Below are 25,397 nucleotides of genomic sequence, written 5' to 3' on the forward strand. Positions count from 1 at the left end.
CACTTCCCTGAACAGTGATGATCGGGAGTGTCGATGGTCATTCTTCCAACGATCGGACGTTCCCCCCGGGAAAAAATCGCGAACTGCGGTTGCAGAATCCCTGACAGTTGGTAGGTTCAGGAAACGAGGTCCGGATGCCCCGGGCCGTACATGAACTTCAGGAGAGAACATCATGGATCTCAGCTCTATCACCGACCTGTTCGACAACTTGTCCACCTTCTTCGGCGGCTTCGCTGACGTCTTCGGCGGCCTCTTCGACATCTTCGAGAGCGGCGCTGCACTGTCCTCCGGCAGCGGCGAGTAGGACTCGTCCCCCTCCTTCGGGGATCATGGTAGCCCGGCTTCGGCCGGGCTTCCGTCTTGTCTGGGGCCGGTGTCCCGATATGCCTCAACGTGCGCGCAACCGGGGGTGAGTCGTGTTTCGTCCCCATGTAGGCTGCCCTCTTCTCCACTAGACTGGTGAGCATGGACAATGAGGAGTTCCACATCGTCGACCTGGCGGCGACCGAAGGCTATATCGTCGATGACTCGGACGAGGACGACCCCGTTCTGGTCACCCCGGACGGTCACCGGGTGGACACCTGGCGGGACAGCTACCCCTACCCGGAGCGGATGGGCCGCGAGGAGTACGAGACGATCAAGCGGTCCCTGCAGATCGAGTTGCTGAAGTGGCAGAACTGGACCAAGGAGACGGGCCAGAAGCACATCATCCTGTTCGAGGGCCGTGACGCCGCCGGTAAGGGTGGCACCATCAAGCGGTTCAACGAGCATCTCAACCCGCGTGGTGCGCGCACCGTCGCCCTGGAGAAGCCGAGTCCCCGGGAGTCGACGTCCTGGTACTTCCAGCGCTACATCGAGAACTTCCCCTGTGCCGGTGAGATCGTCTTCTTCGACCGCTCCTGGTACAACCGCTCCGGTGTGGAGCGGGTAATGGGCTTCTGCACCGATGACCAGCACTCGGAGTTCCTGCGGGAGGTACCGATGCTGGAGAACATGATCATGGGCTCCGGTATCAGCCTGACCAAGCTGTGGTTCTCGGTGACCCAGAAGGAGCAGCGGACCCGTTTCGCCATCCGCCAGGTGGACCCGGTGCGTCAGTGGAAGCTCTCGCCGATGGACCTGGCGTCCCTGGACAAGTGGGACGACTACACCCGGGCGAAGGAAGAGCAGTTCCGCTACACCGACACCAATGAGTCGCCCTGGATCACCATCAAGTCGAATGACAAGAAGCGCGCACGGCTCAACGCCATGCGCTACGTGCTCAGCAAGTTCGACTACACCGGCAAGGACTACGACGTGGTCGGGGAGCCGGATCCGAAGATCGTCAAGCGCGGTCGCGACCAGATCGGCGACTAGTCCCGGCGGTGGTCGTCGATGTCGTCGACCTCGCTGTCCTCCTCGGCGGCGATGATCGACTTCGCCAGCTTCTTCAGGTGCTTGAGCTGCTTGGACGTCGACTCGTCCAGGGCGGAGTCCTCAGCCAGTTGAACGATGGGGGTCAGTGTGGCCTGGGCCTTCGCACCCTTCTTCGTCACCGAGATGATCTGCCGCCGCCGGTCCTTGGCGTCCTTCTCCCGCTTGGCCAGCCCGCGCTTCTCCAGGGCGTCCACCAGACGCACCATGTCGGAGCGGTCGACACCGATGATCTCGCCGAGCTCGGCCTGGCTGGCGGCGTCCCCGTCGACCAGGTAGGTCAGCACCCAGTACTCCCGGAGATTGAAGTCCTTGGCGGACAGTGCAGCCTCCACGTGGGTGCGGGTACGGCGTCGAAGTCGTTCCAGCTGGAACGACGGCGACTTCAGGAGACCCTGCGGGAGGTTCACGGTGGTTTCAGCCATAGTCACATTCTATCGTCTCAGGGGTGGGGAAGACGAACTATGGGGGAACCCCGCTAACCGCGTCGCCTCGGTGACTAGCCTTCGGTCCCGACGATCGGCAGGCCGGAGTCGCGCCAACCGATGGTGCCGTTGGAGACGTTGATCGTGTCGATGCCGTTCATCTCCAGCCAGGTGCAGGCCTTCGCACTGCGGCCACCGGAGAGGCAGATCAGGTAGATGTCCCGGTCGAAGTCGAACTCACCGTAGCGGGCCTGGAGTTCGGAGAGGGGAAGGTTGGTCGCGCCCTCGGCGTGCCACTGGTTGAACTCGTCCGGCTCGCGGATGTCGATGAGCTGGGCCCCTTCGGGGACTTCGTTGGCCTTGACGTTCTCGAAATCACTCATGGTGCCCCAGTGTACGCAGGCACAACTGAGTCTTCACGGTCGTGAGCTCTAAGGGAGTCGTATGTTTGCCCTGGGAATGTCGGAAGTCGGCTGCAAAAGTGCGTCAAACGGCTGACATGACTGCTCGAGGGGTGCAGGGTGGGGAAAGTCAACATCGCCAACCTCTCCGAACTTTCCGAAAAGGACGTCCCCATCGCCATGAAGCCTTCATCCCGTCGTGCCCTGTCAGGTCGATTCTCCCGCTCCGCCACCGCAACCGGACTGGTCGCCGCCACGGTGGCAGGCCTCTGCATCGGTGCCGGTGCCGCCCCGGCGACTGCCGCGCCGCTCGTGCCGGACACCAAGAACGTGATCTCCGACAACCGGGACATCGCCGATCACGAACGGGTGCGCCCCGTCGCCAGCCACGCCGTGCTGGCCAATGACCGTAGGGTGCCGATCGTTGTCCTCGGCGCGCGACTGAACGAGGACTGCAAGACCCCGAAGGTGCTCGACGACCGCCTCAACGGTGCCGCTGAACTCGCCCGGATCCACCGGGGCAACCCCGTCGTGGTCACTGGCGGAACCACCCAACCGGACTGCCCCTCGGAGGCCAAGGCCATGGAGAAGGGGTTGCGCCTGCGCGGGGTCAGCAACCCGATCGTCGTCGAGGAGAAGTCCGGCAGCACCCTGGACAATGTTGCCAACACCTCCGACTACATCCGCAGCAACGGTGGGGTCGCGGTGATCGTGACCTCTGACCCGCACTACTCCCGGGCCCTGTCGAACTACCGGGACAAGGGGATCGAGGCTGTCGCCTACGTGGAGGGTGAAGGCTAGGACTCGGTCTCGTCCGAGGCGTCCTCCTCGACGACGTCCTCGAGAGCGTCGGCGACGTCACCGATCACCGGCGTGTTCTCCAGGTCAGCGTCCTCGATGAATTCCAGGATCTGCTCGGCGGCGTCGCGACCGAGGAATGCCACGATCTGTGCGGCCAGGAACTGGCTGCCGGCGATCGAGGGGTGGGCGTTCATGTTGAACCCGGGGGTCGTGTAGTCGCGGTTGCCGGAGACATAACGATCGGCGTCCGGTGCGCAGGTGGAGTTCTTCTCGAGGGTCATCTCGTGGATGTCGATGAACTCCACACCAGTGCGCTCGGCGACGTTGCGCTGGATGTCCTGGACGGCAGTTTCGCGGGCGGCGGTGTCTTCGGCCACCTGGCCGAGGGGCAGGTACGGGATCAGGTTCACGCTGCACTGTCTGCCATCGGGGTCGGTGGTGGCCAGGCGTCCGAGGATGATGATCTCCGCGCCGGGGGCTGCGTCCTGAATCTTTTCGACCGCCGCGAGGAAGTTCGCGGTGATCTCCGCGTCGCCGAGTTCCCGTTGCTTGTCGTTCATGCCGGAGGAGAGCACCACGGTGGAACTGTCGTTGACGTGCCCGGCGTCGATGGCGCGGGTGACCCGGTTGAGCATGTGGGCCGTGCCGGAGTTCGTGCAGGCCCAGTTCTGGACCGGGATGCCGGTGTCCTCGGCGAGCAGGCCGGGCCAGGCGTCCGGGGCGATGTGGCAGCCGCTCTGCTGTGGGTAGTCCTCGGCGGAGGATTCGATGTTGTTCGCCACGGAATGCGTGTTCGCGGTGAAGGAGTCCCCGAAGGTGACGAGGTTGTCGGTGGTGTCCTCGGAGTAGGGGTTGGACGGGTTGAGTGCGGCGGAGCCGGGAGCATTCGCCGAGCCCTGGCCGGACGAGCCGGACAGTGCAGAGCTGCCGGTGCTGCCTGAGCTACTGTCCTGCGCGACGGAGACAGCGGCAGTGACAGTGGTGAGGGTGAGCGCGCAGGCGGCAGTGAACGTGGCGCGGATGAGGGACAGGAGTGAGGGGTGCATGGCGCGTCCTGGGGGAGTGGGGGAGTGGGGGGAGTGGGGAGAGATTTCAGTGATCGACCTTAACCCGGGCCATTCGTCGGTGCTGGACATCGCGCCGGAACGCAAGAACCCCGCAGACTCCGTGAGTCGGCGGGGTTGGTGTGTGTCAGCGTCGAAACTACTTGTGGCGCTCCACAGCCTCAGCCAGGATGCGCTCGGCCTCGGCCTTGTCGCCCCAGCCGGAACCGTTGACTTCCTTGCCCGGCTCCAGGTCCTTGTAGTGGACGAAGAAGTGCTCGATCTCGTCCTTGACGTCCTGGGCGATGTCGCCGATGTCCTGGAACTTCTCGTAACGGACGTCGTCGACGACGCAGAGCAGCTTGTCGTCGCCGCCGGCCTCGTCGGTCATCTTGAAGACACCGACCGGGCGGGCCTCGACGATGACACCCGGGAACACGGACTCCGGCAGGATCACCAGGGCGTCCAGCGGGTCGCCGTCCTCACCGAGGGTGTGGTCGATGAAGCCGTAATCGGCCGGGTACGCCATCGGGGTGAAGAGGTAACGGTCGAGGTAGACCTTGCCGGTCTCGTGGTCGACCTCGTACTTGTTGCGGGAACCCTTGGGGATTTCAACGGTGACTTCGATGCTCATGGCAGCAGAGTTTACCTTGCCGGCTCCGCCGTTGCGGCGATGGCCGCGAGGGTCTGGGCGATTCCCTGCTCCATCTCAGCTTCGAAGGTGTCGTTGCCGCCGAGGAAGGCGGCGACCAGACCCCGGGACAGGGCACTGGTGTTGCCCTTGACGATGCGGGACTCGGTGAGGGTGGTGGTGCCGTCACCGTTGTCGGTGAGTTCGTAGCGCCAGTGGCTGCGGTTCAGCGGGATGCGCCATTCCAGCAGTTCATTGGGGGTCCACTGGGTGACCTTGGACCAGGTCGGCCAGAACAGAGGTCCGCGCTTGTTGAGGTTGATGGTGGTGGTGCCGGTACCGGGCTCACCGCCGAGGACGAGCATCTTCTTGCACTGTGGGCTGCGCTCGCCCATGCCCTTCAGGTCAGACGCGACGGCCCAGACCTGTGCGGGGCTGGCGTTGATGGTGCGGGATGCGGTGATGAGTTCTTTCGCCATGGAATGGAGCATACGTTCCAGGCGGGGATCGTCGCAGCGATTCGGCGGAGGTCGGCGTGCAGAGACCTTTAGCGTTGACCTGGGTAATATTCTGGGTAGAATTGCACGTAGAAAGTGAGGTGGATGGTATGGAAACCAACACCAGGGACATGATCAGCATGAGCGAGTTCTCCCGGAACCCGTCGGCTGTCGTCAATGACCTTCCGACGCACGGGCACAGGGTGATCGTGCGGAACAATCAGCCTGTCGGTGTGCTGATGTCAATGGAGGAAGCGGACCGGTTGGACGAGGTCCGTGAGGACATGCAGCTCATGGCGATGGCGATGGTGAGGATGGCGTCCGACGACGGGGTGCGGTACAGCCTTTCTGAGGTGATCGCGGAGTTCGGCCTCGACGAAGCCGAACTCATGGATGAGGGGGAAACTGGGGATGAAGCGCTATGAAGTTGAGTTGACGCGTGAGGCGTGAAAGGATCTCAAAGGGTTGGAGGGCTCGCAACGTAACATGGTGCTGAAGGCACTGGTGAAGTTGCAGAGCGAACCATTAGAGCGCGGATTCCGGCTGGGACGTCGGCAGGGCGGCGACCTGACCGGCCTGTTCAAGTTGGTCGTGGGGAACAGGACGATCCGGGTGATTTACGAGGTCAACGAGGATAACCGGATCACGATCGTCTGGGTCATCGCGCAACGGAGTAATGATGAGTGCTACGAACTTGCCTACTCCCGGATTCCTGCGATCGGTTCATCGGAGCACCGCGATCGGATCCGCTCCCTGCTCGACAACGCTTTCGGCAGGAGTTCGGGCGACTGACACCGGGGTTCGCGCCTACAGTGGCCGACATGACGGCGGACAGATCACGCGAACAGGACAGTGGCACCCACTTCTACGAACCCGGGGTCGGCACCGGGCTGCCCCATTCGCCGTTCAACGCGATCATCGCGCCGAGACCCATCGGGTGGATATCCAGCCGTTCGGCGGACGGCGTGCTCAATCTGGCGCCTTTCAGTTTCTTCAACGCCTTCAACTACGACCCGCCGATCGTCGGGTTCGCCAGCAACGGGCCGAAGGACAGCCTCCATAACGCCGGGAGTACCGGGGAGTTCTGCTGGAACCTGGTGACCAAGGAACTCGCCACGGCGATGAACGCCACGTCCGCTGTCGTCCCGCCCGAGGTTGATGAATTCGACATCTCGGGGCTGACACCTGCGGCCTCGATAATCGTCGGGGTGCCGCATGTGGCGGAGTCGCCGGTCGTCTTCGAATGCCGCACCACCCAGGTCGTCCCGCTCCAGACCCAGACCGGTCATGTGACTGCGACAAGCATGGTCTTCGGCGAAGTCGTCGGCGTCCACATCGACCAGTCGCTGCTGGTTGACGGTATCTACCAGACAGCGCTGGCGGATCCGGTGCTGCGCGCCGGTGGTCCGTCGGACTACTTCACCCTCGCCGAGGAGAACCGGTTCCAGATGGAACGTCCGGAGGCGGGATAACTATGGTCGGCCTACTTCAGTTTGTCCCCCAGTAGGTCAACGATGTGCTCTGCCAGCCACACGTTCGTCAGCGGCGCGGGGGAGCGCAGCCCCACGGCCATCGTGCCCGGGAACGGGTCATCATCCGACAACTCTAACGGGAAGGCCAGGTCATTCTGGACGGCAGGGAGATTCTGGAATGCCTGGCTCCCGCTCAACGTCGGCATTCCGCCGGAGGGGTCATAGATGAACATCACGTCTGCAGCGAGGTCAGCGTAGCGTTCGCCGCTGACAACGTCGGTGTTGGTGAATTCCTCCGCCTTCTCGAACGGTTGGAAGCCGAGTTGGGCGAAGAACTCTTCGCCGGGTGATCCTGCAAATGACTCGACATCGACGTTGTCGCCCTTATCCGAGATGAAGTTCGCGCTGTACTCGGCGAACTCCGGGTTCTCATCGCGGATGGCCTGGATGGCGTCGTCGTGGGTTGACTCGACGTCTGCCGCAGCCTCTGCGAGGTCCGTGGCCTCACCCAATCGGGCCAACTGTTCGCGCCAATCCGTTCCGTTCTCGCCCCAGGAGTAGCTATAGGCAAGGACAGGCGCGACCTGTGACAACTGGTCGAAAACACTTTGTTCGGTGGTGTTCACCACGATCAGGTCGGGGTCCTCCGCCGAGATGGACTCGACGGGCACATTGCCGTCGACAGGTTCGAGAATGGTGTCGATGTCATCTGCCCCGTACTCGGAGAGGAAGGAACTGAACTGCTCCCAGTCGTTCGAGGCGATCGGGGTGATCCCGAGCGACAGTGCAAGCTCGGGGCCCAGGCCGCGATAGGCAACGATCTTCTCCGGACGATCCTCCAAGGTCGTGGAACCATACTCGGTATCCAGCTCAAGAGGGTATTCGGTGGTTCCTTCCCCGGCGGGCAGACGGGATGAGGCGTCTGACGCATCATCTGCGTCGGAACTGCAGGCGGTCACCGTGCCGGCGACCAGGACAAGGCCGAACAGGGGTGCGGCTAGTTTCTTCAGGCTATGGGTCAACATGAAACATCATGGTAGGGTTCGCTAATGATCGACTATGTCGTCAGCAGACATATAATGAACCCTTGAGTCCGGGAGGTCCCGTAGTGCGGAGTCTGGCACCGTGCTGGCTCGGTACGGTCACTGTTCACAGTGACAACCACCTTTACTACGTTGTCCGGGGACGCGCTCGCGTCCTAGTCGACGGCAGTGCGTATGACCTGCGGGAGGGTGACGCCCTGTGGATTCCTCCGGGCATCCCGGTCAACCAGATCGCCACCGACCGGGAGACCGTCGCTTTCACCGTCCTGCTGCCTTCGACAGATTTTCCGGACGCTGCATCCGCAGCCGTGTGTAGGAAGCTCCCTGGTGCGATGGTGGACGTCCTGCTGCATCTCTTCTCCCGCTGGATCACCCCTCCGTGGCAGGAACCAGGAACAACAAGGGAGATACTGGATGCGCTGCGGGCCACGTTCTTCAGCGACGGGGCCCGGTCGGTGAGTTTTCCACCGATGCCGACGACTGCCGCCGTATCTCACGTCGCACGCCAACTTGCCGACGATCCTTCCGATCCCCGGAGTATCGAGGATTGGGCAGGTGAAGCCGGAATGAGCGTCCGGCACTTGACCAGGTTGTTTATGGCAGAAACCGGCATGTCGTTCAATAGGTGGCGATCCACGGCACGAGGAGCTGTGGCTGCACGATCATTGTCGCGCGGTGCGACGATCGCTGAGGCGGCAAGGCTCAGTGGGTATGCGTCGACGGCATCGCTCTCCCACGCACTTCAGCGGCAACTGGGGATGTCTCCCGGCATGCTGCGAAGTACGACAGGCATCGGGCAGATACCGGCTGACAAGACGGCACCACGGGTTCCGGCGGGAAGAATGCTGCCGATCGTCAATGCCCGACATGTCCTGGTGTGGATGGCACGGGGGAGTGCTCGTGTTCGTCTCAACAATGGGCAGGTCACTCTCGCCCGTGGCGACCTGCTGTGGTTGCCTTCCGGAGTGTGGCACGACCTGTCCACCGATCCAGGCGGGGTGATCCTGCCGGTCGGCTCACTTCCCACGGAATTCCCGCTGTCCCGGAAGAATGTGGTCGCCTTTCGGCCTGCCGGAAGCTCAGAGACGGAACTGCTCTACCGCGCTGCGGTGAGCCATACGTTGGTCCGCCCGTACCCGTGGAACGCCGCAGAATTCGCTGGCGGACTCACTGAGCTGCTTCCATCGGCGAATACAGCGCAAGCGCCCCCGGAAGCTTCTTCCGCTAAGGTGGCACGAATCCTGCGCGAGACACCGTCGACATCCGATTCCCTCACCCGCTGGTCAGTGAGGCTTGGAGTCCCCCGGCGGGACTTGGCCAGAGCGTTTCAGAGGGTGACCGGCAGTTCATACCGGCAGTGGTCCGTTGAGCGGAGGATGTCCGTGGCACGCGCGATGCTGCGCCGCCCCACGAGTTCCGTGTCCGACGTGGCCGTCCGGGCCGGATACGGCAGTGTCGTTTCCTTCGTACGGGCATTCAGGAACCGCAATGGTATGACTCCGGGTGAGTTCCGGATGATTCATCTCAGACGTGAGGTGTTCGACGCGGTGGAGTGAGTGCGACATCAGTTCCAACTCACCACACCGCGCACCGTGTCCACCCCGTCCGATACTCTAAGGTGGTTCGCCGACACCATGATGAAAGGCCCTGATGCCACGATGAGCACGAAAGCCTCGCGACGCTGGATCTACGGTGGATCTGTCGCGGCCTTTGCCGTCGTGGTGGCGCTCATCATCGTGGTTGCGCTGATCCTGGACAACCGCAACCCCTACAACATCGCCGACGCCGAGACGCCCGCCCCGGCCACGCCGGTACTGGAACCCGCAGTGTCCGGTGGGGATGCGCCTGACGTGGACGACGAACTCCGGGAGGTGGCGTCCGACCCCGATCTGGGCACCCTGTCCGGCCACGTCACCGACATCGCCACCGGCGAGGAGGTGTGGTCGACCCGCGCCGACCGGATGCTGGTGCCGGCCTCGGCGACGAAGCTGGCCACCGCGGCCGCTGCACTGACCACCCTGCCTGGCGACCAGCGTGTGTCGACCCGGGTGCTGCCCGGCGAGACCGAGGGGCAGATCGTGGTCAAGGGCGAGGGGGACATCACCCTGGAGAGCACCTCCGGGGCCGGATTCTTCACCAACCCGGCGGCGTTGGACGATCTCGCCGCCCAGGTCACCGACGCGCTCGGCGATGCCGGGGTCACCGAGGTCACCGAGATCATCGTCGACAACTCGGTGCGCTCCGGGGACCTGTTCAACAGTGACTGGTCCCGCGACGACATCGGGGCAGGCAACGTCGCCCCCTTGTCGTCGGTGATGCTGGATGCCGGACGGATTGACCCGTCCGACTCCTACTCGCCGCGGTCGAGCGCACCGGCCCAGGACGTCGGCTCCGGCCTGGCCGAGGCACTCGGATTCCCCGAGGCCTCGGTGTCCGTCTCAGACAAGAAGGTCTCGACCGCCTCGGATGCCGATGAGCTGGGCGAGGTGCAGTCTGCCCCGCTGACCACCCGGGTGCGCGATATGCTGCTGCACAGCGACAACATGCTGGCCGAGGCGATCGGCCGGGAGGTCGCCGAGGCCGCCGGGGAACCCACGACCTTCGCCGGGGCGACGACCGCCACCCTGGACGCCCTGGACGAGGCAGGCCTCGACGTCTCGGAGGCGGTACTGGGCGACAACTCCGGGATGAGCCGGAAGAACCGGCTGTCCGCACGGATCCTCGACGGGATCATCGCCTCGGCGGCGTCCGAGACCGAGCTTCGCGGCATCCTCGACGGCCTGCCGGTCGCCAACGGCAGCGGAACCTTGATCGACCGCTACGACTCAACGTCCGGAGCCACCGACGGCGCCGGATGGGTGCGCGCGAAGACCGGCACCCTCGACGGGGTGAACTCGCTGGCCGGCACGGTGACGACCGAGGCCGGACGCACCCTCAGTTTCGCCTTCCTGTCCCATGGCTCTGACATGGACGCCGGGCGTGCGGCCCTGGACCGGCTCGCCGCCGCGCTGCGCACCGTCGAGTAGGGGCAGAGGTACGCAGTTGGTTGCCACACCGCATACGCTGGCGGTCCGCCACAGCCTGCGGTCTTTCCTGGCCCAGGCCGGACTGTCGCCGGGCGACGAGGTGGTCTGTGGGGTGTCCGGCGGAGGGGACTCGGTGGCACTGGCCGCAGCCTGCGTGGCCGCCGGGCTGGACGTCACGACCGTCACCGTCGACCACGGCCTGCAGGACGGCTCCGCCTCCGTCGCCGCGCGTACTGCCGCGCTGTGTACCGATCTCGGGGCCCACGCCTGCACCGTGCCGGTGACGGTCGAGGGGAGTGGGGAGGCCCCCGCCCGCTCGGCCCGGTACGCCGCGCTGGGTGAGGTCGCGGCAGGACGTCCTGTCCTGGTCGCCCACACCGCCGACGATGACGCCGAAGGCCTGCTGCTGTCCCTGGCACGGGGGTCCGGTACCGGCAGTCTCGCCGGGCTGAGGGCAGTCACGCACGACCACCCGGTGGTCGCCGCCGGGGCGGCGTGGCTGGGTCGGCCACTGTTGGGCGTCGCCCGCGCCGACACCCAGGGCAGCTGCGCTGAACTGGGGTTACCGGTGTGGCATGACCCGCACAACGAGTCCCCGGAGATCATCCGCTCCCGGGTGCGTCACGAACTGTTGCCGCTGGCCCAGGAGATCCTGGGCGGCCATGTGGACTCCAACCTGGCACGGTCGGCCCGGCTGTTGCGTGAGGACGCCGATGAGCTGGACGCCCAGGCCGCCCGGATTCTGGAGCAGGCCAGGGGGCGTATCGACAGTGCAGCGGCCGGTGTCCCATCGGGGCTGCAGGTTTCTGTCCTGGAGTCGGCGCCGGCACCGCTGCGCCGCCGGGTGATCAGGCAGTGGCTCGCGGAGACGGCCGGACCACTGACGTCCCGGCACCTGGACATGGTGGACGCACTGGTCACCGACTGGCACGGCCAGGGGCCGGTGGCGGTGCCCTGGCCGCCACAACCGGCGGACAATAAGCTGTCCGAGGCACCCTCTACAATGGGGACGACCCGCCGACTGGTGGTGCGCCGCCGTCGGACGGACACCGGAAGCCAGCTGGAACTCGACCGGACCGCAGGAGTCTCGTGATGATCAGCAAGAAAACCGACGTTCCCGACAACTGCTACGGCGATGACGTAGAGGCGGTGCTCGTCGACCACGAGACACTGCACGCCCGGATCGCCGAGATGGCCCGCGCCGCCAGCGACCGCTACCGGGACGAGGACGAGGACACGATCCTGGTCTGCGTGCTGAAGGGGGCGACCTACTTCATCGCGGACTTCGCCCGGGCCATGGACATCCCCACCCAGATGGAGTTCATGGTGGTGTCGTCCTACGGCAGCTCCGCTCACTCCAGTGGCACGGTGGAGATCATCATGGATCTGAAGCGCGACATCCGCGGGCGCAACGTCATCATCCTGGAGGACATCATCGAGTCCGGCATCACCCTGTCCTGGCTCGTGTCGGACCTGGCGGCACGGGGGCCGAAGAACCTCGAGGTCATCACGCTGTTGCGCAAGCCGGAGGCAGTGCAGAAGCAGGTGGACGCCTCGGAGGTCGGCTTCGAGATCCCCAATGACTTCGTCGTCGGCTACGGCCTGGATTACGCCGAGCGCTACCGGGATCTTCCCTGGGTGGGGACGTTGCGTCCCAGCGTCTACAGTTAGACCGGCGGGTGCTGTGGGATCCATAGTGTCCCACATGGCCACCGCCTCTCCCGTCCCACGTCCGTCTCCTTCGATACGCTAGAGAGATTATGAACAAAAAGAGGGTCCTGAGGATTGCCGCCATCGTGGCCGCGCTCCTCGTCGCGTTCTACGCTTTCAGCGTCCTCACCGACTCCACCCGTGGTTACGACAACGTCGACACCTCGGTGGCACTGGAACAGATCGACGACCAGAACGTCGCCGAGGTGCAGATCAACGATCGTGAGCAGCAGCTGCAGATGACGCTGCGCGACGAGATCAGCGTCGACGGCAAGGACGGCATCGACCAGATCATCGCCCAGTATCCGGCGCGGGCCGCGGACACCATCTTCGACCGGGTCGAGGCCGCAGACTCGGACAAGTACACCACCAACGTCACCGAGGACAGCTTCCTCGGTTCGCTGTTGGTCATGCTGCTGCCGATCCTGCTGATCGGTGCGCTGCTGCTGTTCTTCCTCACCCGGATGCAGGGCGGCCCCGGCGGGGCACTGGGGATCGGCAAGTCGAAGGCCAAGGAACTCAACGTCGACAACCCGGACACCACCTTCGACGATGTCGCCGGTGCGGACGAGGCTGTCGAGGAGCTCGACGAGATCCGCGACTTCCTGCAGAATCCGGACCGCTACGAGGAAGTCGGTGCGAAGATCCCGCGCGGTGTGCTGCTCTACGGCCCACCCGGTACCGGTAAGACCCTGCTGGCCCGCGCCGTCGCCGGTGAGGCCGGGGTGCCCTTCTACACGATCTCCGGTTCCGACTTCGTGGAGATGTTCGTCGGTGTCGGTGCCTCCCGGGTGCGTGACCTGTTCAAGACCGCCAAGGAAAACAGCCCCTGCATCATCTTCGTCGACGAGATCGACGCGGTCGGACGTCAGCGTGGCGCCGGTATGGGCGGCGGCCACGATGAGCGCGAGCAGACCCTCAACCAGCTGCTGGTGGAGATGGACGGGTTCAGCGACCGCGAGAACGTCATCCTCATGGCCGCGACCAACCGCCCCGACATCCTCGACCCTGCGCTGCTGCGTCCGGGCCGTTTCGACCGGCAGATCCCGGTGACCAACCCGGACATCGCCGGCCGTGAGCAGATCCTTCGGGTGCACTCCAAGGGCAAGCCGTTGGCCGACGACGTCGACCTGAACTCCCTGGCCAAGCGCACCGTGGGCATGTCCGGTGCCGACCTGGCGAACGTGCTCAACGAGGCGGCGCTGCTGACCGCGCGGGTGGACGGCAACGTGATCACCGGCGACGCCCTGGAGGAGGCGACCGACCGGGTGATCGGTGGTCCGCGCCGCAGCGGCAAGATCATCTCCGAGCACGAGAAGAAGGTCACCGCCTACCACGAGGGCGGCCACACCCTGGCCGCCTGGGGCATCAAGGACATCGAGCGGGTCTACAAGGTCACCATCCTCGCTCGCGGTAAGACCGGTGGCCACGCCATGGCCGTGCCGGAGGACGACAAGGGCATGTACAACCGGGCGGAACTCTTCGCCCGCCTGGTGTTCGCCATGGGTGGCCGCGCCGCCGAGGAACTGATCTTCGGCTCACCGACCACCGGTGCCTCCGCCGACATCGAGCAGGCCACCAAGACCGCCCGCGCGATGGTCACCGAGTACGGCATGAGCCCGCAACTCGGTGCGGTGAAGTACGGCGAGGAACAGGGCGATCCGTTCGTCGGACGTGGTGGTTCCGGAACCCTGGACTACTCCCCGGCGGTGGCTGCCACCATCGACGAGCAGGTCCGCATGCTCATCGAGAAGGCGCACGGTATCGCCTACCGCACGCTGCGCGACAACCGTGAGTACCTCGACACCCTGGCCGAGAAGCTGCTCGAGAAGGAGACGCTGCGTCGACCGGACCTGGAGGCGATCTTCTCCGACCTGGAGCCGGTGGAGGTCACCGACATCTTCGAGAACCAGGACGCCGACTTCCCGCAGGACCACCGGGAACCGGTCAAGACCCCGACCGAGCTGGCCCGCGAGCGTGGCGAGGAGCCACCGGCACGCAACGACTTCTTCTCCGCGGCCCGCCGCGCCCGCATGGAGCGCCGCCGCAAGGAGAAGGACGCCAACCTGCGGGGGAACGACCCAGCTGGCCCGGTCGTCCCGGTGGAACCGTCGGTGGTCCCGTCGGATGCCCCGTCATCGACTGACCCCGGGTCCTCCGGGCCGGTCGGCCGCTGGAGTGGCCGGTCCACCACCAGCACCGACCACCTCTGGGGCGGTCAGGACGATGCCGACGCCGGTCACCGTCACCCCGGTGAGATCAGTTACGGCGACGGCAGTGCCACCGACTCGCCGGAGTCGCGGCGTCCGGAGCAGCGTGGCTTCCGCCTGCCGGACAATGAGCAGCCGGAGCACCCGTGGCCGAGCGAGAGCAGCCCGACGCGTAACCTGGGACGTTCCGAGGGAAACGACGCCGGTGGCCGACACCACCGACGTGACGATGAAAGAGAACAGGACCACAGTGACCGAAACGACTGACGCCACCGGCGACGCCGCCGTCAACGTGTCGACCGGGGCAGTCTTCGACCAGCAGCGGGCTGAGGCCGCGGTGCGTGAACTGCTCATCGCCATCGGTGAGGACCCGGACCGGGAAGGACTCCAGGAGACTCCCGCCCGGGTGGCCCGGGCCTACCGCGAATCCTTCGACGGGCTCTTCCGCGACCCCGCAGACGTCCTCGCCAAAACCTTCAACGAGGACCACCGGGAACTGGTGCTGGTCAAGGACATCCCGATCTACTCCACCTGCGAGCACCACCTCGTGCCCTTCTACGGTCACGCCCACATCGGCTACATTCCTGGCGACTCCGGCACGGTCACCGGCCTGTCGAAGCTGGCCCGGCTGGCCGACGGATACGCCAAGCGACCCCAGGTTCAGGAACGTCTGACCAGCCAGATCGCCGATGCCGTCGCCGAGCACCTCGAAGCACAGGCCGTCATCGTCGTCATCGAGGCCGAGCACCTGTGTATGGCGATGCGTGGCATACGCAAGCCCGGGGCATCCACGGTGACCTCCGCGGTACGTGGCGGATTCCGCAATGACGCCCGCTCCCGTGCCGAGGCAATGAGCCTGATCCGGGACCACTGATGCCCGACAGAACCCCCGAACGGAGCCCGGACCGGACCCTCGTGATGGGCATCCTCAACGTCACCGAGGACTCCTTCTCCGACGGCGGCGAATGGATCGACCCGCAGCGTGCGGTCGACCACGCCCGCGCAATGATCGCCGACGGGGCCGACATCATCGACGTCGGCGGCGAGTCGACCCGCCCCGGCGCCGTCCGGGTTGACGCCGAGGTCGAGGCCGCCCGCGTCGTACCGGTGATCCAGGCGCTGGCCGCCGAGGGTATCGCGGTCAGTGTGGACACCATGCGCGCCACCACAGCAGCAGCGGCCGTGGCGGCCGGGGCAACCATCGTCAACGACGTCTCCGGTGGCCTGGCAGACCCTGACATGGACCGGGTGGTCGCCGAAGCCAACCAGGACCGTGCGGTGGACTACTGCCTGATGCACTGGCGCGCCGAACGGTTCGAGTCCGCCGCCGGCCGGGCAGACCACACCGGAGGGGTACTCGCCGACGTCACCGGGCACCTGGTGGACCTGGCCGACCGGGCCCAGCGTGCCGGGGTGCCCGGCGACCGGATCATCCTGGACCCCGGTCTCGGCTTCGCCAAGGATCCCGCCGACAACTGGTCCCTGCTGCGCGGCCTCGGCGACGTCACCGCACTGGGCCACCGGGTGCTCGTCGGCGCCAGCCGGAAGCGGTTCCTCACCGCACTGCGTCCGGCAGCCGACGGGGCACCCGCTGCCGCAGATTCCGCGGCCGCCGACCAGGCGACCGCCGCAGTCACCGCACTGGTCGCAGCGTCCGGAGCGTGGGCGGTCCGGGTGCATGACATCGCATCGAACCGGGTGGCGGCGGACGTCGCCCACGCCGTGGCCACCGGCCGCGGCCCCGCATTACCCGAAGGATGGAGGGCACGTCGTGGCTGACCGCATCGAACTGGACGGGCTGGAGGTCTACGGCTACCACGGCGTATACGACTTCGAGAAGGAGGCCGGGCAGAAATTCATCGTCGATCTGGTGGTCTGGACCGACTTCACCGTCGCCGTCGCCGAAGACGACATCAACGCCACGATCTCCTATGTCGACCTCGCCGACATCGCGGTCGATGTCGTCTCCGGTCCGAGCCTGGACCTCATCGAGACCGTGTCGGCGACGATCGCCGACCGGATCAACGCCCTGGACGGCATACTCGCCGTCGAAGTGACCGTCCACAAGCCCGATGCGCCGATCCACCATCCGTTCTCCGACGTGCGGGTCGTGGCCCGCCGGTCGCGCAAGACCCCCACACCCCGGTCATGACCCGCCCACGCCGAGCCGTCCTGGCCTTCGGTTCGAATCTCGCCGGTCCGTTGTCCGGGCCAGAGGAGCAGATCCGTGTCGCCGCCGCCGCCCTGGCCGACCGCACCGGGGTGACCCCGGTCGCCGCCAGCGCCATGTACGCCACCGCGCCGTGGGGTGTGACCGACCAGGCGGAGTTCCGCAACAGTGTGCTCATCGTGGACACCACGCTCAGTCCCCTGGAGTTGCTGCACACCGGTCAGACGCTGGAGCAGGACGCCCGCCGCGTCCGCGAGCGCCACTGGGGGCCACGCACCCTCGACATCGACCTGGTGCACATCGAGGGCGAGACCAGCGACACCGACGAACTACGGTTGCCGCATCCATGGGCGCACGAGCGGGCGTTCGTCCTGGTGCCGTGGTTGGACGCCGACCCCCACGCCGCACTGTCCGGGCGCGCCGTCACCGAGTGGCTCGCTGAGTTGGGCCCTGATGCCGCCACGGCGGGAATCCGGGCGCTGCCTGAGGTCGAGTGGGCACCGTAGCATGGGCGGCATGACGCCCCGACGGGAGAATCGCACCGGTCCTGGTCCGGCCCTGTCCACGACCAGTATCGGCCTGCTGCTGCTCGCCGCCGCCGGTGCCGTACTGGTCGGCCTGGCCGGAAGCTGGATGTTCTACGGTGACCTCCCGCCGGTGAAAGTGAGCGGGTCGGTGGCGATGTGGGTGTTCGCCGCGCTGGCGGTCGTGCTCGCGGTGGTCGTGAAACACCGGGTGGAGGACGGACGGATCGGCCAGGACTCCTCGCAGCTCTTCCCGGTATTCGTCGCCCGCTGTGCGGTTCTCGGCATGGCCACGGCATGGATCGGGGCGGTCGTCGGTGGTCTGTACGGCGGGGTCACGATCTACGTCCTGCTGCGGCACAGTGACTTGCTCGCGGCCCAACAGGACACCCCGGGGGCGGTGACGTGCCTGGTGGCAGGGGCGGCCATGGCGGCGTCCGGGGTGTGGCTGGAACGCAGTTGCCTGGTGCCGCCCGGCGGGGCCGACCCAGACAACGGCACAGGCGATGTACTGTTGACCCCATGAGTTCTGCGTATGTGCCCGACGACTCGCACCGGCTTCCCGACCCGTCGAGCCGGAGCGCCTCCCGCACGCCCGGCGGCGGCCTCAAGATTCTGATGTACCTGGTGTTCGTCCTGGCCCTGGCGGCGACGATCATCATGTTCTTCGTCGACTCCGAGGTCTGGCTCACCGTGGCCGTCATCACCTCGCTGTGGGCGGCGTTCTTCGGGGCGATCCTGGTGTCCCGGTACTCCGGTATCCTCAGCGAGGAAACCAGCCGCCGGAAGGAGCTGGAGCGCCGCCACCGCGCCGAGATCGACTACGAGCGTGCCGAGGCGCAGCGTCGTGAGGGCGAGCTGGAGCGTGACTACAACACGCGGCTGGCCACCCAGCGTGACGAGACCCTCGAGGCGATCCGCAAGGAGCTCGAGGTCATGCGGGAGCAGCTCACCGATCTCTCCGGTGCGCCGTGGACCGGTGAGCAGGTGTCACTGAAGGCACGCGCAGAACGAATCATCGAACTGGAACGCAGCACCGTGCGCTCGTCCTCGTACTCGAGCTCGAGTTCGTCCCCGGAGCACAGAGCCGCCACAGACCAGGCGACCGAGCAGGTCGGGAAGTCCGAGCCGCAGGAGCGGACCGGTTCCCGCAAGGGCGCCTTCGCCACCGGGACATTCGCCGCGGTGCGCTGGTCGGGCTCCGACAACCAGGAGACCACCCAGATCCCGATGGTCGTCGATACCCGTGGCATCGACGAGGACACCACGCAGCAGGGTGAGCAGGCTCAGCCCGCTGAGCCGACTGAGCCTGAAGCGCCCGCTGAGCCCGCTGAGTCCGCTGGGCAGTTCGGCCGTCCGACGCCGCAGGCCGAAGCGCCGGAGACTCCGGAAACTCCGGAGGCACCGCAGCCGACGCCGCAGCCGGTACCGGAGCAGCCTGAGACCTCGGGTCGTCGCCGCGCGGCCGATCAGCCGGAGGAGGCCCACGGCCGCCGCCGCGCCGACGAGCATTCCGGCGGCGTCACCGTCGCCGAGCTGATGGCCCAGATGAAGAAGAACGCCAAGTCGTGACATCGTCCCCCGGGGCCCACCCCTCCGACCGACAGGAACCCCGCCTGTCGGTCGGAGTCATTTCCGCCGGGGCCGTCGGCACCGCGGTCGCCGAATCGCTGCAGCGCGCCGGCCACCACATTCACGGCATCGTCGCCCGCTCGGAAGCCTCCCGCGCCCGCGCCGAGGACCGACTGCCCGGAGTCCCGGTGACCACCGTCGCCGACGCCGCCCAGGCCGCGCTGGTCGTCCTGGCGGTCCCCGACCCGCAACTGCCCGCGGTGGTCGAGGAGGTCGCCACGACGGTGCGGGCCGGACAGATCGTCCTGCACACCGCCGGTGCGCTGGGATGTGACGTCCTGCAACCGATCACCGACACCGGGGCACTGCCGCTGGCGCTGCACCCGGCGATGACCTTCCTCAACCGCCCGGAGGACACCGACAACCTGCAGGGCTGCGCCTGGGGTGTCACCACCGACTCGGAGACCGGCACGGCCGTCGCCGAGCTACTGGTCAGCTCCCTCGGTGGGGTGCCGGTGGCCGTCCCGGAGGACGCCCGGACGCTCTACCATGCGGCCATGGTCCACGGCGCCAACCATGTCGTCACCCAGGTCAGCGAGGCGCTGTCGATCCTCGACCGGGTGCTGGGGGACCCGTCGGTGCAGAATCCGGAGTCGGCACTGCTGTTGCGGCGGATCCTGCCGACGGCGGTGGACGCTGCGTTGGCCTCCCGGATGAGCGCGCTGACCGGACCGACCGCCCGTGACGACGCGGCGACGGTGCTGCGTCATCTCACTGCGCTGGACGCGGCGGACGTCTGTGACAACACCAGTACCTCCGGCGGATCCGGCCTCGCGGAGGCGTACCGGCAGGACGCCGAGCGCACCGCCCGTGCCGTCGGATCGCTCGATGTGGAACGTGCCGTGCGCCTCGTCAGGCATTCAGGCACAGGATCAGGCGCCGACTAGAGATTGTGGTACCGGGAGGACTATCCTGTAATACCTGTTCCACCCACTCATACCCACAAAGGAGCGTCGCCGGTGAGTTTCACCCCGGGCCAGGCCACCGTCTACACCGAAACCGAGACGATCGGCGAACTCACCCGCGCGATGCGTAAGGCCGGTCGTCCGGTCGTTCTCGTTCCCACCATGGGCGCGCTGCACGAAGGCCACCTGTCGCTGGTGCGCGCCGCACAGTCCATCCCACGGGCCCTGGTTGTGGTGTCGATCTTCGTCAACCCGCTGCAGTTCGCCGAAGGCGAGGATCTGGACGCCTACCCGCGCACCCTCGAGGCCGACGTGGAGAAGCTGCGCTCGGTCGGTGTGGACGCCGTGTTCGCCCCGAGCCCGCGCGAGATGTACCCCAACGGGCCGCGCACCACGGTGAACCCCGGCCCGGCCGGCGAGATCCTGGAGGGCACGGAGCGTCCCACCCACTTCGCCGGGGTGCTCACCGTCGTGGCGAAGCTGCTCACGATCACCAACGCCAGCCACGCGTTCTTCGGCGAGAAGGACTACCAGCAGCTGGTGCTGATCCAGCAGATGGTCACCGACCTGAACCTGGGTGTCGTCGTCCACGGTGTGCCGGTGGTCCGGGAATCCGACGGGCTGGCGAAGTCCTCGCGCAACATCTACCTCTCCGACGACGAGCGGCAGCTGGCATTGACCCTGTCGGCCGCACTGCTCGCCGGGGCGCACGTCGCCGAGGACGGGGCGGACGCGGTGCTGGACACTGCCCGCGCGATCCTGGACGCTGCCGAGGGTATCGAGCTGGACTACCTCGCGCTGCGCGGCCTGGACCTGGGGGAGGCTCCTGAGGTGGGCAACGCACGCCTGCTGGTCGCCGCACGGGTCGGTGCCACCCGACTGATCGACAATGTCGGGGTGCCGGTGGGAGTGGGCTTCCGCAACATCGAAGCCGCCGAGGCAGAAGCAGAAGCAGCGGCAGAAGCAGCGGCAGAAGCAGCGGCTGAAGCCGCCGGTTCCGCCGATGCCGACACACTGATCAAGACCGAAGGGTAGTGTTTCTCTCGTGATTCGCACCATGATGAAGTCCAAGATCCATCGGGCGACCGTCACGCAGGCCGACCTGCACTACGTCGGGTCCTGCACCATCGACGCGGACCTGATGGAGGCCGCCGACATCCTCGAGGGCGAGCAGATCGACATCGTCGATGTCGACAACGGCGCCCGCCTGACCACCTATGCCATCACCGGGGAGCGCGGTTCCGGGATGATCTCGATCAACGGCGCTGCCGCGCACCTGGTCCACCCCGGTGACCTGGTGATCCTCATCAGCTACGGCCAGTACATCTCCGAAGAGCTCAAGGACTACAACCCGCGGGTCGTCTTCGTCGACGCCGCCAACCGTCAGGTCACGCTGAGCTCCGATCCGGCGGACGTCCCGGTGGGATCCGGCCTGCTCAACCCGCGCTTCCCGGTCTGAGCACCCTTCCCGCCGGACAGGTGCCCAGGCTAGAGTGGGCGCCCATATGTGGATCGCAACCCTGGAACTTGACCTGCTGCTCGGCGATGTCCATTCGCTGAAGCAGAAACGATCGGTGGTCCGGCCGTTGGTGTCGGAGATCCGACGCCGCCATGACGTCTCGGTGGCCGAGGTCGGCCACCGGGACGTGCACCGCCGGACGATCATCGGGGCTTCGGTGGTCAGTGGGGACCGGTCGCACGCCGTCGAGGTGATGGAGGCCGTGGAACGTATGGTGGCCTCCCGCCCGGAGGTGCAGCTGCTCTCGGCGCGGCCGCGGTGCTACTCCTCCGAGGACCTGGAGATGTAGCTGGAGGGGGTGACCGGGCGGTGCGTCGACGAGAATGTGACGGAGATCAAACTGCGACCGGGTCCCTCGAACGACGCCACTGGTGAAGCGGCGGTAAAGGTACCCTGACCTGCTGACGGGGTCCATCTTTTATGGGGTATTTCAGATGTACCTTTTCCTGATCCGGCACTAGCGTGGGATTCATGCACCTCACGAAGTTCACCGATCTGGGACTCCGGTCGCTGATGATCCTCGGGGACACCGGGGCAGCCGGCGCCACCGACCCGGCGCAGCGACGCACCATCGGAGAGCTCGCCGTCCAGACGAACGCGCCAGCGTCCCACGTGAAGAAGGTCGTGGCACGACTGACCGGCCTGGGCATCCTGGAATCCGTCCGGGGCCGTAGCGGTGGGGTGTATCTCGCGGACGGAGGACGGTCGACCAACGTCGGCGTCCTCATCCGTGAACTGGAGGGGCACCAGGAGGTCGTCGACTGTGACGGCGACGCCCCCTGCCCGCTGGCCGGACGTGGCTGCCAGCTGCGCCACATGCTCGCCGACGCCCAGGAGCGGTTCTCCGCCACCTTCGACGGCGTCACCCTGGGCGAGCTCATCGACCAGACCCCGCCCGCCGGGTCGGCACGGTCCCAGGGTCCGGTGCCCATCGGACTGCCGGCACCGGCCCCCGCCACACGCTGACCGACCACACCCCACACTGCACACAGCATCCAAGGAGAGCCCCATGTTCACCACCGAATCCACCCTCCCCGGCGCCGCCCGCCGCGCCCACCTCACTCCGGAGCACGAGGAGACCATCAAGGCCACCCTCCCGGTCGTCGGCGCGAACATCGGCACCATCGCCAAGAACTTCTACGCCAGGATGTTCACCGCACACCCGGAGCTGCTGCGCGACACCTTCAACCGCGGCAACCAGGCCTCCGGTGAACAGCAGAAGGCACTGGCCGCCTCGGTCGCCACCTTCGCCACCATGCTCGTCGACCCGAACGGACCCGACCCGGTCGAGATGCTCTCCCGGATCGCCCACAAGCACGTCTCGCTGGGTATCACCGCCGACCAGTACGACATCGTCCACACCCACCTCTTCGCCGCGATCGGCGAGGTGCTCGGCGACGCAGTGACCCCCGAGGTCGCCGCCGCCTGGGACGAGGTCTACTGGCTGATGGCCAAGGTGCTCATCGGGGAGGAGGACCACCTCTACGCCACCGCGTCCGTCACCCCGGGTGATGTCTTCCGTGACGCCTACCTGGTCAGCTCCACCGTCCTGACCGCCGGTGACGCCGGCGTCACCGAGTTCACTTTCGAGGTGCCCGGGGATCGCGGGGCCTACACCGCCACCCGGCCCGGCCAGTACACCTCCCTCGGCGTCACCCTCGCCGACGGTGCCCGCCAGCTCCGCCAGTACTCCCTGGTCGACTGGGATGACGACGGTTTCACCATCGCCGTGCAGCGGGACGGGGAAGTCTCCAGCTACCTGCTGGACACCCTGAAGGTGGGTGAGCGGGTGGACGCCACCCTGCCCGCCGGTGACCTCGTCCTCGTCGAGGACGGATCCCCGGTCGTGCTCGTCAGCTCCGGAATCGGTTCGACCCCGATGACCGGCATGCTCTCCACCCTGGTGGCGCTCGGCGGCACTGATGTCACGGTCATCCACGCCGACGACAATGAGGCGTCCTACGCCCAGCGCTCGGTGACCGACGGCTACGTCCACGCCCTGCGCGACGCCGGGACCCCGGTGCGCAATGTGGTGCGGTACCGCGACAAGGGTGAGGGGGTTGACCTGGTCGCCATCGCCGAGGAATCCGGCATCCCCTACGGTGCGAACTGGTACCTGTGCGGCGGCAACAACTTCCTGCAGGACATCCGCGGTCAGCTGGCCGAGCACGCCGGCGTGCTGCAGCCGGCCGCGCTGCACTTCGAGCTGTTCAGCCCGAACGACTGGCTCGTCGAGCACCAGGTCACCGTCGCCTCCTGACCCCTGCCCCCGTCGCTGCCCCGACGCTGCCTCCTGCGGCAGGGTCGGGGTAGTACTCTGTGGCAGCATGACCGAACCACTGCACCCGCTGAGTTGGCCCCTGCCCTCGGCGGACATCGTCGGCGACCTGCCGGACGGCACACAGCTGCGGCTGCGAGCCCCGGTGAAGGCCGACATTCCCGGGATGGTGATCTCCTGTCGCGACGCCTCCACCCGGGAATTCACCCATATGCCGGAGAACTACACCGCGGCGGACGCGGAGGGTTTCCTGCGGGCGATGATGCACTCGCCGACGGCGATGCTGTGGATCCTCGACAATCCGGACGAGCCCGGTACCTTCGGCGGCACCCTGGAGGTCCGTCTGGTCGACCGGTCGGCCTACTGTGTGGAGCTCGGCTACACCACCGCACCGCATCTGCGTGGTCGTGGTCTGATGAGCGCGGTGGTCGCGGCCGTCACCGAGTTCCTCTTCGACTACCGGGTCCACCGGGTGCAGTTGAAGGCGAACCCGGTGAACGTGGCGTCCTGCCGGGTCGCCGAGCGCGCCGGGTTCACCAGGGAGGGGACGCTGCGGGATGCTGAATTACTGCACGGACGCTTCAACGACCTGGCGATCTACTCCCGGGTGATGACCGACTGAAATCAGTGACCGAGATGCCGCGCGGTCCCGGCGACGCGGGGGTCGGGATCGGCAGCGAGTCGGGTCAGTGCCTCGTGCGCGGCATCGCCGGGCAGGTCGCCGAGTGCCTGGACGATGCTCAGCCGCTGCTCGACGGTTGCGGCCGGGGTGATGGTGGCGAGCAGCTGATGGACGCCTTCGGCGCGGGCTGAGTCGCTTCCGTCGTGCTGTCCGGACGTCAGTCCGGCAAGAGCCTCGGCGGCGTCGGTGTCGTGGTCACCCTCGACGACCATGGTGACCAGGGTGTCGATGAGCTCGGCGCGGTGGCTGCTTCCGCCGCCGCGCCGAGCCAGTGCGAGCGCGGCAATTGCCCGGGTGTCCGGCTGGGTCAGCCGGTCCTGCAGGGCGGCGGTGGCCTGTGGCAGGTCGATGTCGGCGAGGGCTTCGCTGATACGGCGCCGGACGGTGGGGTCGGCAGGGTCGGCGGGGGCGTCCGACCCCGCGGCGGTCAGGGCATCGATGGCTGCAGTCCCTTGCCGGACGATCGCCCAGCGCAGTGCCCCGGCGGCGTTGAGGTCGGGTTCGTCGAGGTAGCTTGCCACCAGGGAACGCACCGACGGGGAACCGTCCTGCAGGGCGACCGCCTGCCGCTGGCGGGAGGAGCCCTCGCGCAGCTCGGCGAGCAGCAGCGGGACGATTGTTCCGGCCGGGTGCCGGGTCAGTGCCCAGGTCAGCATGTCGCGGACGAAGAAGTCTGGTTCGGTAGCGCACTGGGCGATCAGGGCGCCGACGTCCTGCGGGGTTGGGTCGGTACCGGCGGCGAGGGCGGCCTGCAGACGGGTGTTCGTGTCCTGTGCGCGGGAAGCCTGGAAAACTCTGGTCAAGCGGTTCATGGTCCTCATCCAAGACCCTCACATTGTGACAGGGTCAATGTCCACGCCAAAGATTCACGCTGAACGTTATGGCTGGACAGCGCTAGACAGCTTGGTCTGGATGTGTGCTATGCTCGACCCCACGATCAAGAAGTTCATCGCGCAGTGCACTGTCGGGATCCACGTGATCCCCGAACTGCCCAGTCCCCGGCTGGCTGTGATGA

General features: G+C 66.6%; 31 protein-coding genes. 24 read left to right on the forward strand and 7 right to left on the reverse strand.

The window, feature by feature from the left end; genetic code table 11:
- Positions 1-172: 172 nt before the first annotated feature.
- Positions 173-304 (forward strand): PorACj family cell wall channel-forming small protein, encoded by a 132-nt coding sequence (locus ACTXPP_RS01500; protein ID WP_301499114.1) that lies wholly within the window; start codon positions 173-175, stop codon positions 302-304.
- Positions 305-465: 161 nt separating this feature from the next.
- Positions 466-1,356, forward strand: coding sequence for a polyphosphate kinase 2 (gene ppk2, locus ACTXPP_RS01505; protein ID WP_301520384.1), 891 nt, complete (start codon positions 466-468; stop codon positions 1,354-1,356).
- Here the strand turns inward: ppk2 and ACTXPP_RS01510 are convergent.
- Both ACTXPP_RS01510 and ACTXPP_RS01515 read right to left on the reverse strand, forming a co-directional pair.
- Positions 1,353-1,838 carry a MarR family winged helix-turn-helix transcriptional regulator gene (locus ACTXPP_RS01510; protein ID WP_301497055.1) on the reverse strand — a complete coding sequence of 162 codons (486 nt, stop codon included), beginning with the start codon at positions 1,836-1,838 and terminating at the stop codon, positions 1,353-1,355. The two genes, ppk2 and ACTXPP_RS01510, sit on opposite strands and share 4 nt — an antisense overlap.
- 74 nt (positions 1,839-1,912) lie before the next feature.
- Positions 1,913-2,221, reverse strand: a complete 309-nt coding sequence (locus ACTXPP_RS01515; protein WP_443340542.1) for a rhodanese-like domain-containing protein — start codon at positions 2,219-2,221, stop codon at positions 1,913-1,915.
- Positions 2,222-2,359: 138 nt separating this feature from the next.
- Here ACTXPP_RS01515 and ACTXPP_RS01520 point away from each other — a divergent pair, with 138 nt between their 5' ends.
- The gene (locus tag ACTXPP_RS01520) at positions 2,360-3,040 is read left to right on the forward strand and encodes a YdcF family protein (protein WP_443340544.1); all 681 of its coding nucleotides are present in this window, start codon (positions 2,360-2,362) and stop codon (positions 3,038-3,040) included.
- Here ACTXPP_RS01520 and ACTXPP_RS01525 read toward each other — a convergent pair.
- The 3 genes from ACTXPP_RS01525 to ACTXPP_RS01535 form a co-directional block, all read right to left on the reverse strand.
- The gene (locus ACTXPP_RS01525; RefSeq protein WP_443340546.1) at positions 3,037-4,086 is read right to left on the reverse strand and encodes an SGNH/GDSL hydrolase family protein; all 1,050 of its coding nucleotides are present in this window, start codon (positions 4,084-4,086) and stop codon (positions 3,037-3,039) included. The two genes, ACTXPP_RS01520 and ACTXPP_RS01525, sit on opposite strands and share 4 nt — an antisense overlap.
- Positions 4,087-4,243: 157 nt before the next feature.
- Positions 4,244-4,717 carry an inorganic diphosphatase gene (locus tag ACTXPP_RS01530; protein ID WP_443340548.1) on the reverse strand — a complete coding sequence of 158 codons (474 nt, stop codon included), beginning with the start codon at positions 4,715-4,717 and terminating at the stop codon, positions 4,244-4,246.
- An 11-nt stretch (positions 4,718-4,728) separates the two neighbouring features.
- Positions 4,729-5,193 (reverse strand): SRPBCC family protein, encoded by a 465-nt coding sequence (locus ACTXPP_RS01535; RefSeq protein ID WP_443340550.1) that lies wholly within the window; start codon positions 5,191-5,193, stop codon positions 4,729-4,731.
- A gap of 128 nt (positions 5,194-5,321) precedes the next feature.
- Between ACTXPP_RS01535 and ACTXPP_RS01540 the strand changes: the two genes are divergently transcribed.
- The 3 genes from ACTXPP_RS01540 (at position 5,322) to ACTXPP_RS01550 (ending at position 6,683) form a co-directional block, all read left to right on the forward strand.
- Positions 5,322-5,636, forward strand: a complete 315-nt coding sequence (locus ACTXPP_RS01540; protein ID WP_301520811.1) for a type II toxin-antitoxin system Phd/YefM family antitoxin — start codon at positions 5,322-5,324, stop codon at positions 5,634-5,636.
- 64 nt (positions 5,637-5,700) lie between these two features.
- Positions 5,701-6,003, forward strand: coding sequence for a type II toxin-antitoxin system RelE family toxin (locus tag ACTXPP_RS01545; RefSeq protein ID WP_443340553.1), 303 nt, complete (start codon positions 5,701-5,703; stop codon positions 6,001-6,003).
- Between the two features lie 29 nt (positions 6,004-6,032).
- The gene (locus ACTXPP_RS01550; protein ID WP_301497041.1) at positions 6,033-6,683 is read left to right on the forward strand and encodes a flavin reductase family protein; all 651 of its coding nucleotides are present in this window, start codon (positions 6,033-6,035) and stop codon (positions 6,681-6,683) included.
- An 11-nt stretch (positions 6,684-6,694) separates the two neighbouring features.
- Here the strand turns inward: ACTXPP_RS01550 and ACTXPP_RS01555 are convergent, their stop codons facing one another.
- Positions 6,695-7,708, reverse strand: a complete 1,014-nt coding sequence (locus ACTXPP_RS01555) for an ABC transporter substrate-binding protein (RefSeq protein WP_301497039.1) — start codon at positions 7,706-7,708, stop codon at positions 6,695-6,697.
- An 8-nt stretch (positions 7,709-7,716) separates the two neighbouring features.
- Between ACTXPP_RS01555 and ACTXPP_RS01560 the strand changes: the two genes are divergently transcribed.
- From ACTXPP_RS01560 to ACTXPP_RS01645, 18 genes are all read left to right on the forward strand, one after another.
- Positions 7,717-9,282, forward strand: a complete 1,566-nt coding sequence (locus tag ACTXPP_RS01560) for a helix-turn-helix domain-containing protein (protein ID WP_367618691.1) — start codon at positions 7,717-7,719, stop codon at positions 9,280-9,282.
- Between the two features lie 102 nt (positions 9,283-9,384).
- A complete protein-coding gene (dacB, locus tag ACTXPP_RS01565; protein ID WP_443340555.1) occupies positions 9,385-10,752 on the forward strand; it encodes a D-alanyl-D-alanine carboxypeptidase/D-alanyl-D-alanine endopeptidase in 1,368 nt (455 codons plus the stop codon).
- Between the two features lie 16 nt (positions 10,753-10,768).
- A complete protein-coding gene (tilS, locus tag ACTXPP_RS01570; RefSeq protein ID WP_443340557.1) occupies positions 10,769-11,845 on the forward strand; it encodes a tRNA lysidine(34) synthetase TilS in 1,077 nt (358 codons plus the stop codon).
- Positions 11,845-12,423 (forward strand): hypoxanthine phosphoribosyltransferase, encoded by a 579-nt coding sequence (gene hpt / locus ACTXPP_RS01575; protein WP_301498266.1) that lies wholly within the window; start codon positions 11,845-11,847, stop codon positions 12,421-12,423. The genes tilS and hpt overlap by 1 nt, the downstream gene beginning before the upstream one ends.
- Positions 12,424-12,512: 89 nt before the next feature.
- The gene (gene ftsH, locus ACTXPP_RS01580; RefSeq protein ID WP_443340559.1) at positions 12,513-14,939 is read left to right on the forward strand and encodes an ATP-dependent zinc metalloprotease FtsH; all 2,427 of its coding nucleotides are present in this window, start codon (positions 12,513-12,515) and stop codon (positions 14,937-14,939) included.
- A complete protein-coding gene (folE, locus tag ACTXPP_RS01585) occupies positions 14,902-15,546 on the forward strand; it encodes a GTP cyclohydrolase I FolE (RefSeq protein ID WP_443340561.1) in 645 nt (214 codons plus the stop codon). Before ftsH ends, folE begins: the two co-directional genes overlap by 38 nt.
- Positions 15,546-16,451, forward strand: a complete 906-nt coding sequence (folP, locus tag ACTXPP_RS01590) for a dihydropteroate synthase (RefSeq protein WP_443340563.1) — start codon at positions 15,546-15,548, stop codon at positions 16,449-16,451. The genes folE and folP overlap by 1 nt, the downstream gene beginning before the upstream one ends.
- A complete protein-coding gene (gene folB, locus ACTXPP_RS01595) occupies positions 16,444-16,824 on the forward strand; it encodes a dihydroneopterin aldolase (RefSeq protein WP_301494612.1) in 381 nt (126 codons plus the stop codon). Before folP ends, folB begins: the two co-directional genes overlap by 8 nt.
- Entirely contained in the window at positions 16,821-17,348 is a 528-nt protein-coding gene (folK, locus tag ACTXPP_RS01600) for a 2-amino-4-hydroxy-6-hydroxymethyldihydropteridine diphosphokinase (protein ID WP_301520382.1), read from the forward strand. The genes folB and folK overlap by 4 nt, the downstream gene beginning before the upstream one ends.
- 10 nt (positions 17,349-17,358) lie before the next feature.
- On the forward strand, positions 17,359-17,892 hold the full coding sequence (locus ACTXPP_RS01605) for a DUF3180 domain-containing protein (protein ID WP_301494615.1): 534 nt from the start codon (positions 17,359-17,361) through the stop codon (positions 17,890-17,892).
- Positions 17,889-18,938 (forward strand): DUF6779 domain-containing protein, encoded by a 1,050-nt coding sequence (locus tag ACTXPP_RS01610; protein WP_301494617.1) that lies wholly within the window; start codon positions 17,889-17,891, stop codon positions 18,936-18,938. The genes ACTXPP_RS01605 and ACTXPP_RS01610 overlap by 4 nt, the downstream gene beginning before the upstream one ends.
- Positions 18,935-19,885 (forward strand): Rossmann-like and DUF2520 domain-containing protein, encoded by a 951-nt coding sequence (locus ACTXPP_RS01615; protein ID WP_301494619.1) that lies wholly within the window; start codon positions 18,935-18,937, stop codon positions 19,883-19,885. The genes ACTXPP_RS01610 and ACTXPP_RS01615 overlap by 4 nt, the downstream gene beginning before the upstream one ends.
- 72 nt (positions 19,886-19,957) lie before the next feature.
- Complete coding sequence (panC, locus tag ACTXPP_RS01620) at positions 19,958-20,938, forward strand: pantoate--beta-alanine ligase (protein ID WP_443340567.1); 981 nt, start codon at positions 19,958-19,960, stop codon at positions 20,936-20,938.
- A 10-nt stretch (positions 20,939-20,948) separates the two neighbouring features.
- Positions 20,949-21,362, forward strand: coding sequence for an aspartate 1-decarboxylase (gene panD, locus ACTXPP_RS01625; RefSeq protein WP_443340569.1), 414 nt, complete (start codon positions 20,949-20,951; stop codon positions 21,360-21,362).
- A gap of 46 nt (positions 21,363-21,408) precedes the next feature.
- On the forward strand, positions 21,409-21,711 hold the full coding sequence (locus ACTXPP_RS01630; RefSeq protein WP_301494626.1) for a DUF503 domain-containing protein: 303 nt from the start codon (positions 21,409-21,411) through the stop codon (positions 21,709-21,711).
- A gap of 182 nt (positions 21,712-21,893) precedes the next feature.
- Positions 21,894-22,388, forward strand: coding sequence for an RrF2 family transcriptional regulator (locus tag ACTXPP_RS01635; protein ID WP_301494628.1), 495 nt, complete (start codon positions 21,894-21,896; stop codon positions 22,386-22,388).
- 43 nt (positions 22,389-22,431) lie between these two features.
- Positions 22,432-23,682, forward strand: a complete 1,251-nt coding sequence (locus ACTXPP_RS01640) for a globin domain-containing protein (RefSeq protein ID WP_443340572.1) — start codon at positions 22,432-22,434, stop codon at positions 23,680-23,682.
- 67 nt (positions 23,683-23,749) lie between these two features.
- Positions 23,750-24,322 carry a GNAT family N-acetyltransferase gene (locus ACTXPP_RS01645; protein WP_443340574.1) on the forward strand — a complete coding sequence of 191 codons (573 nt, stop codon included), beginning with the start codon at positions 23,750-23,752 and terminating at the stop codon, positions 24,320-24,322.
- A 2-nt stretch (positions 24,323-24,324) separates the two neighbouring features.
- Here the strand turns inward: ACTXPP_RS01645 and ACTXPP_RS01650 are convergent, their stop codons facing one another.
- The gene (locus ACTXPP_RS01650; protein ID WP_301494634.1) at positions 24,325-25,194 is read right to left on the reverse strand and encodes a HEAT repeat domain-containing protein; all 870 of its coding nucleotides are present in this window, start codon (positions 25,192-25,194) and stop codon (positions 24,325-24,327) included.
- Positions 25,195-25,397 lie beyond the last annotated feature (203 nt).

Source organism: Candidatus Corynebacterium faecigallinarum (genome assembly GCF_052264515.1).
Classification (GTDB): Bacteria; Actinomycetota; Actinomycetes; order Mycobacteriales; family Mycobacteriaceae; genus Corynebacterium; species Corynebacterium faecigallinarum.

Coding starts and splice junctions, on each gene's coding strand:
- ACTXPP_RS01500 (WP_301499114.1), top strand. CDS start 173: ATGGATCTCAGCTCTATCACCGACCTGTTCGACAACTTGTCCACCTTC.
- ppk2 (WP_301520384.1), top strand. CDS start 466: ATGGACAATGAGGAGTTCCACATCGTCGACCTGGCGGCGACCGAAGGC.
- ACTXPP_RS01510 (WP_301497055.1), bottom strand. CDS start 1,838: ATGGCTGAAACCACCGTGAACCTCCCGCAGGGTCTCCTGAAGTCGCCG.
- ACTXPP_RS01515 (WP_443340542.1), bottom strand. CDS start 2,221: ATGAGTGATTTCGAGAACGTCAAGGCCAACGAAGTCCCCGAAGGGGCC.
- ACTXPP_RS01525 (WP_443340546.1), bottom strand. CDS start 4,086: ATGCACCCCTCACTCCTGTCCCTCATCCGCGCCACGTTCACTGCCGCC.
- ACTXPP_RS01530 (WP_443340548.1), bottom strand. CDS start 4,717: ATGAGCATCGAAGTCACCGTTGAAATCCCCAAGGGTTCCCGCAACAAG.
- ACTXPP_RS01535 (WP_443340550.1), bottom strand. CDS start 5,193: ATGGCGAAAGAACTCATCACCGCATCCCGCACCATCAACGCCAGCCCC.
- ACTXPP_RS01540 (WP_301520811.1), top strand. CDS start 5,322: ATGGAAACCAACACCAGGGACATGATCAGCATGAGCGAGTTCTCCCGG.
- ACTXPP_RS01550 (WP_301497041.1), top strand. CDS start 6,033: ATGACGGCGGACAGATCACGCGAACAGGACAGTGGCACCCACTTCTAC.
- ACTXPP_RS01555 (WP_301497039.1), bottom strand. CDS start 7,708: ATGTTGACCCATAGCCTGAAGAAACTAGCCGCACCCCTGTTCGGCCTT.
- ACTXPP_RS01560 (WP_367618691.1), top strand. CDS start 7,717: ATGGTAGGGTTCGCTAATGATCGACTATGTCGTCAGCAGACATATAAT.
- dacB (WP_443340555.1), top strand. CDS start 9,385: ATGAGCACGAAAGCCTCGCGACGCTGGATCTACGGTGGATCTGTCGCG.
- hpt (WP_301498266.1), top strand. CDS start 11,845: ATGATCAGCAAGAAAACCGACGTTCCCGACAACTGCTACGGCGATGAC.
- ftsH (WP_443340559.1), top strand. CDS start 12,513: ATGAACAAAAAGAGGGTCCTGAGGATTGCCGCCATCGTGGCCGCGCTC.
- folE (WP_443340561.1), top strand. CDS start 14,902: ATGAAAGAGAACAGGACCACAGTGACCGAAACGACTGACGCCACCGGC.
- folP (WP_443340563.1), top strand. CDS start 15,546: ATGCCCGACAGAACCCCCGAACGGAGCCCGGACCGGACCCTCGTGATG.
- folK (WP_301520382.1), top strand. CDS start 16,821: ATGACCCGCCCACGCCGAGCCGTCCTGGCCTTCGGTTCGAATCTCGCC.
- ACTXPP_RS01605 (WP_301494615.1), top strand. CDS start 17,359: ATGACGCCCCGACGGGAGAATCGCACCGGTCCTGGTCCGGCCCTGTCC.
- ACTXPP_RS01610 (WP_301494617.1), top strand. CDS start 17,889: ATGAGTTCTGCGTATGTGCCCGACGACTCGCACCGGCTTCCCGACCCG.
- ACTXPP_RS01630 (WP_301494626.1), top strand. CDS start 21,409: ATGTGGATCGCAACCCTGGAACTTGACCTGCTGCTCGGCGATGTCCAT.
- ACTXPP_RS01635 (WP_301494628.1), top strand. CDS start 21,894: ATGCACCTCACGAAGTTCACCGATCTGGGACTCCGGTCGCTGATGATC.
- ACTXPP_RS01640 (WP_443340572.1), top strand. CDS start 22,432: ATGTTCACCACCGAATCCACCCTCCCCGGCGCCGCCCGCCGCGCCCAC.
- ACTXPP_RS01645 (WP_443340574.1), top strand. CDS start 23,750: ATGACCGAACCACTGCACCCGCTGAGTTGGCCCCTGCCCTCGGCGGAC.
- ACTXPP_RS01650 (WP_301494634.1), bottom strand. CDS start 25,194: ATGAACCGCTTGACCAGAGTTTTCCAGGCTTCCCGCGCACAGGACACG.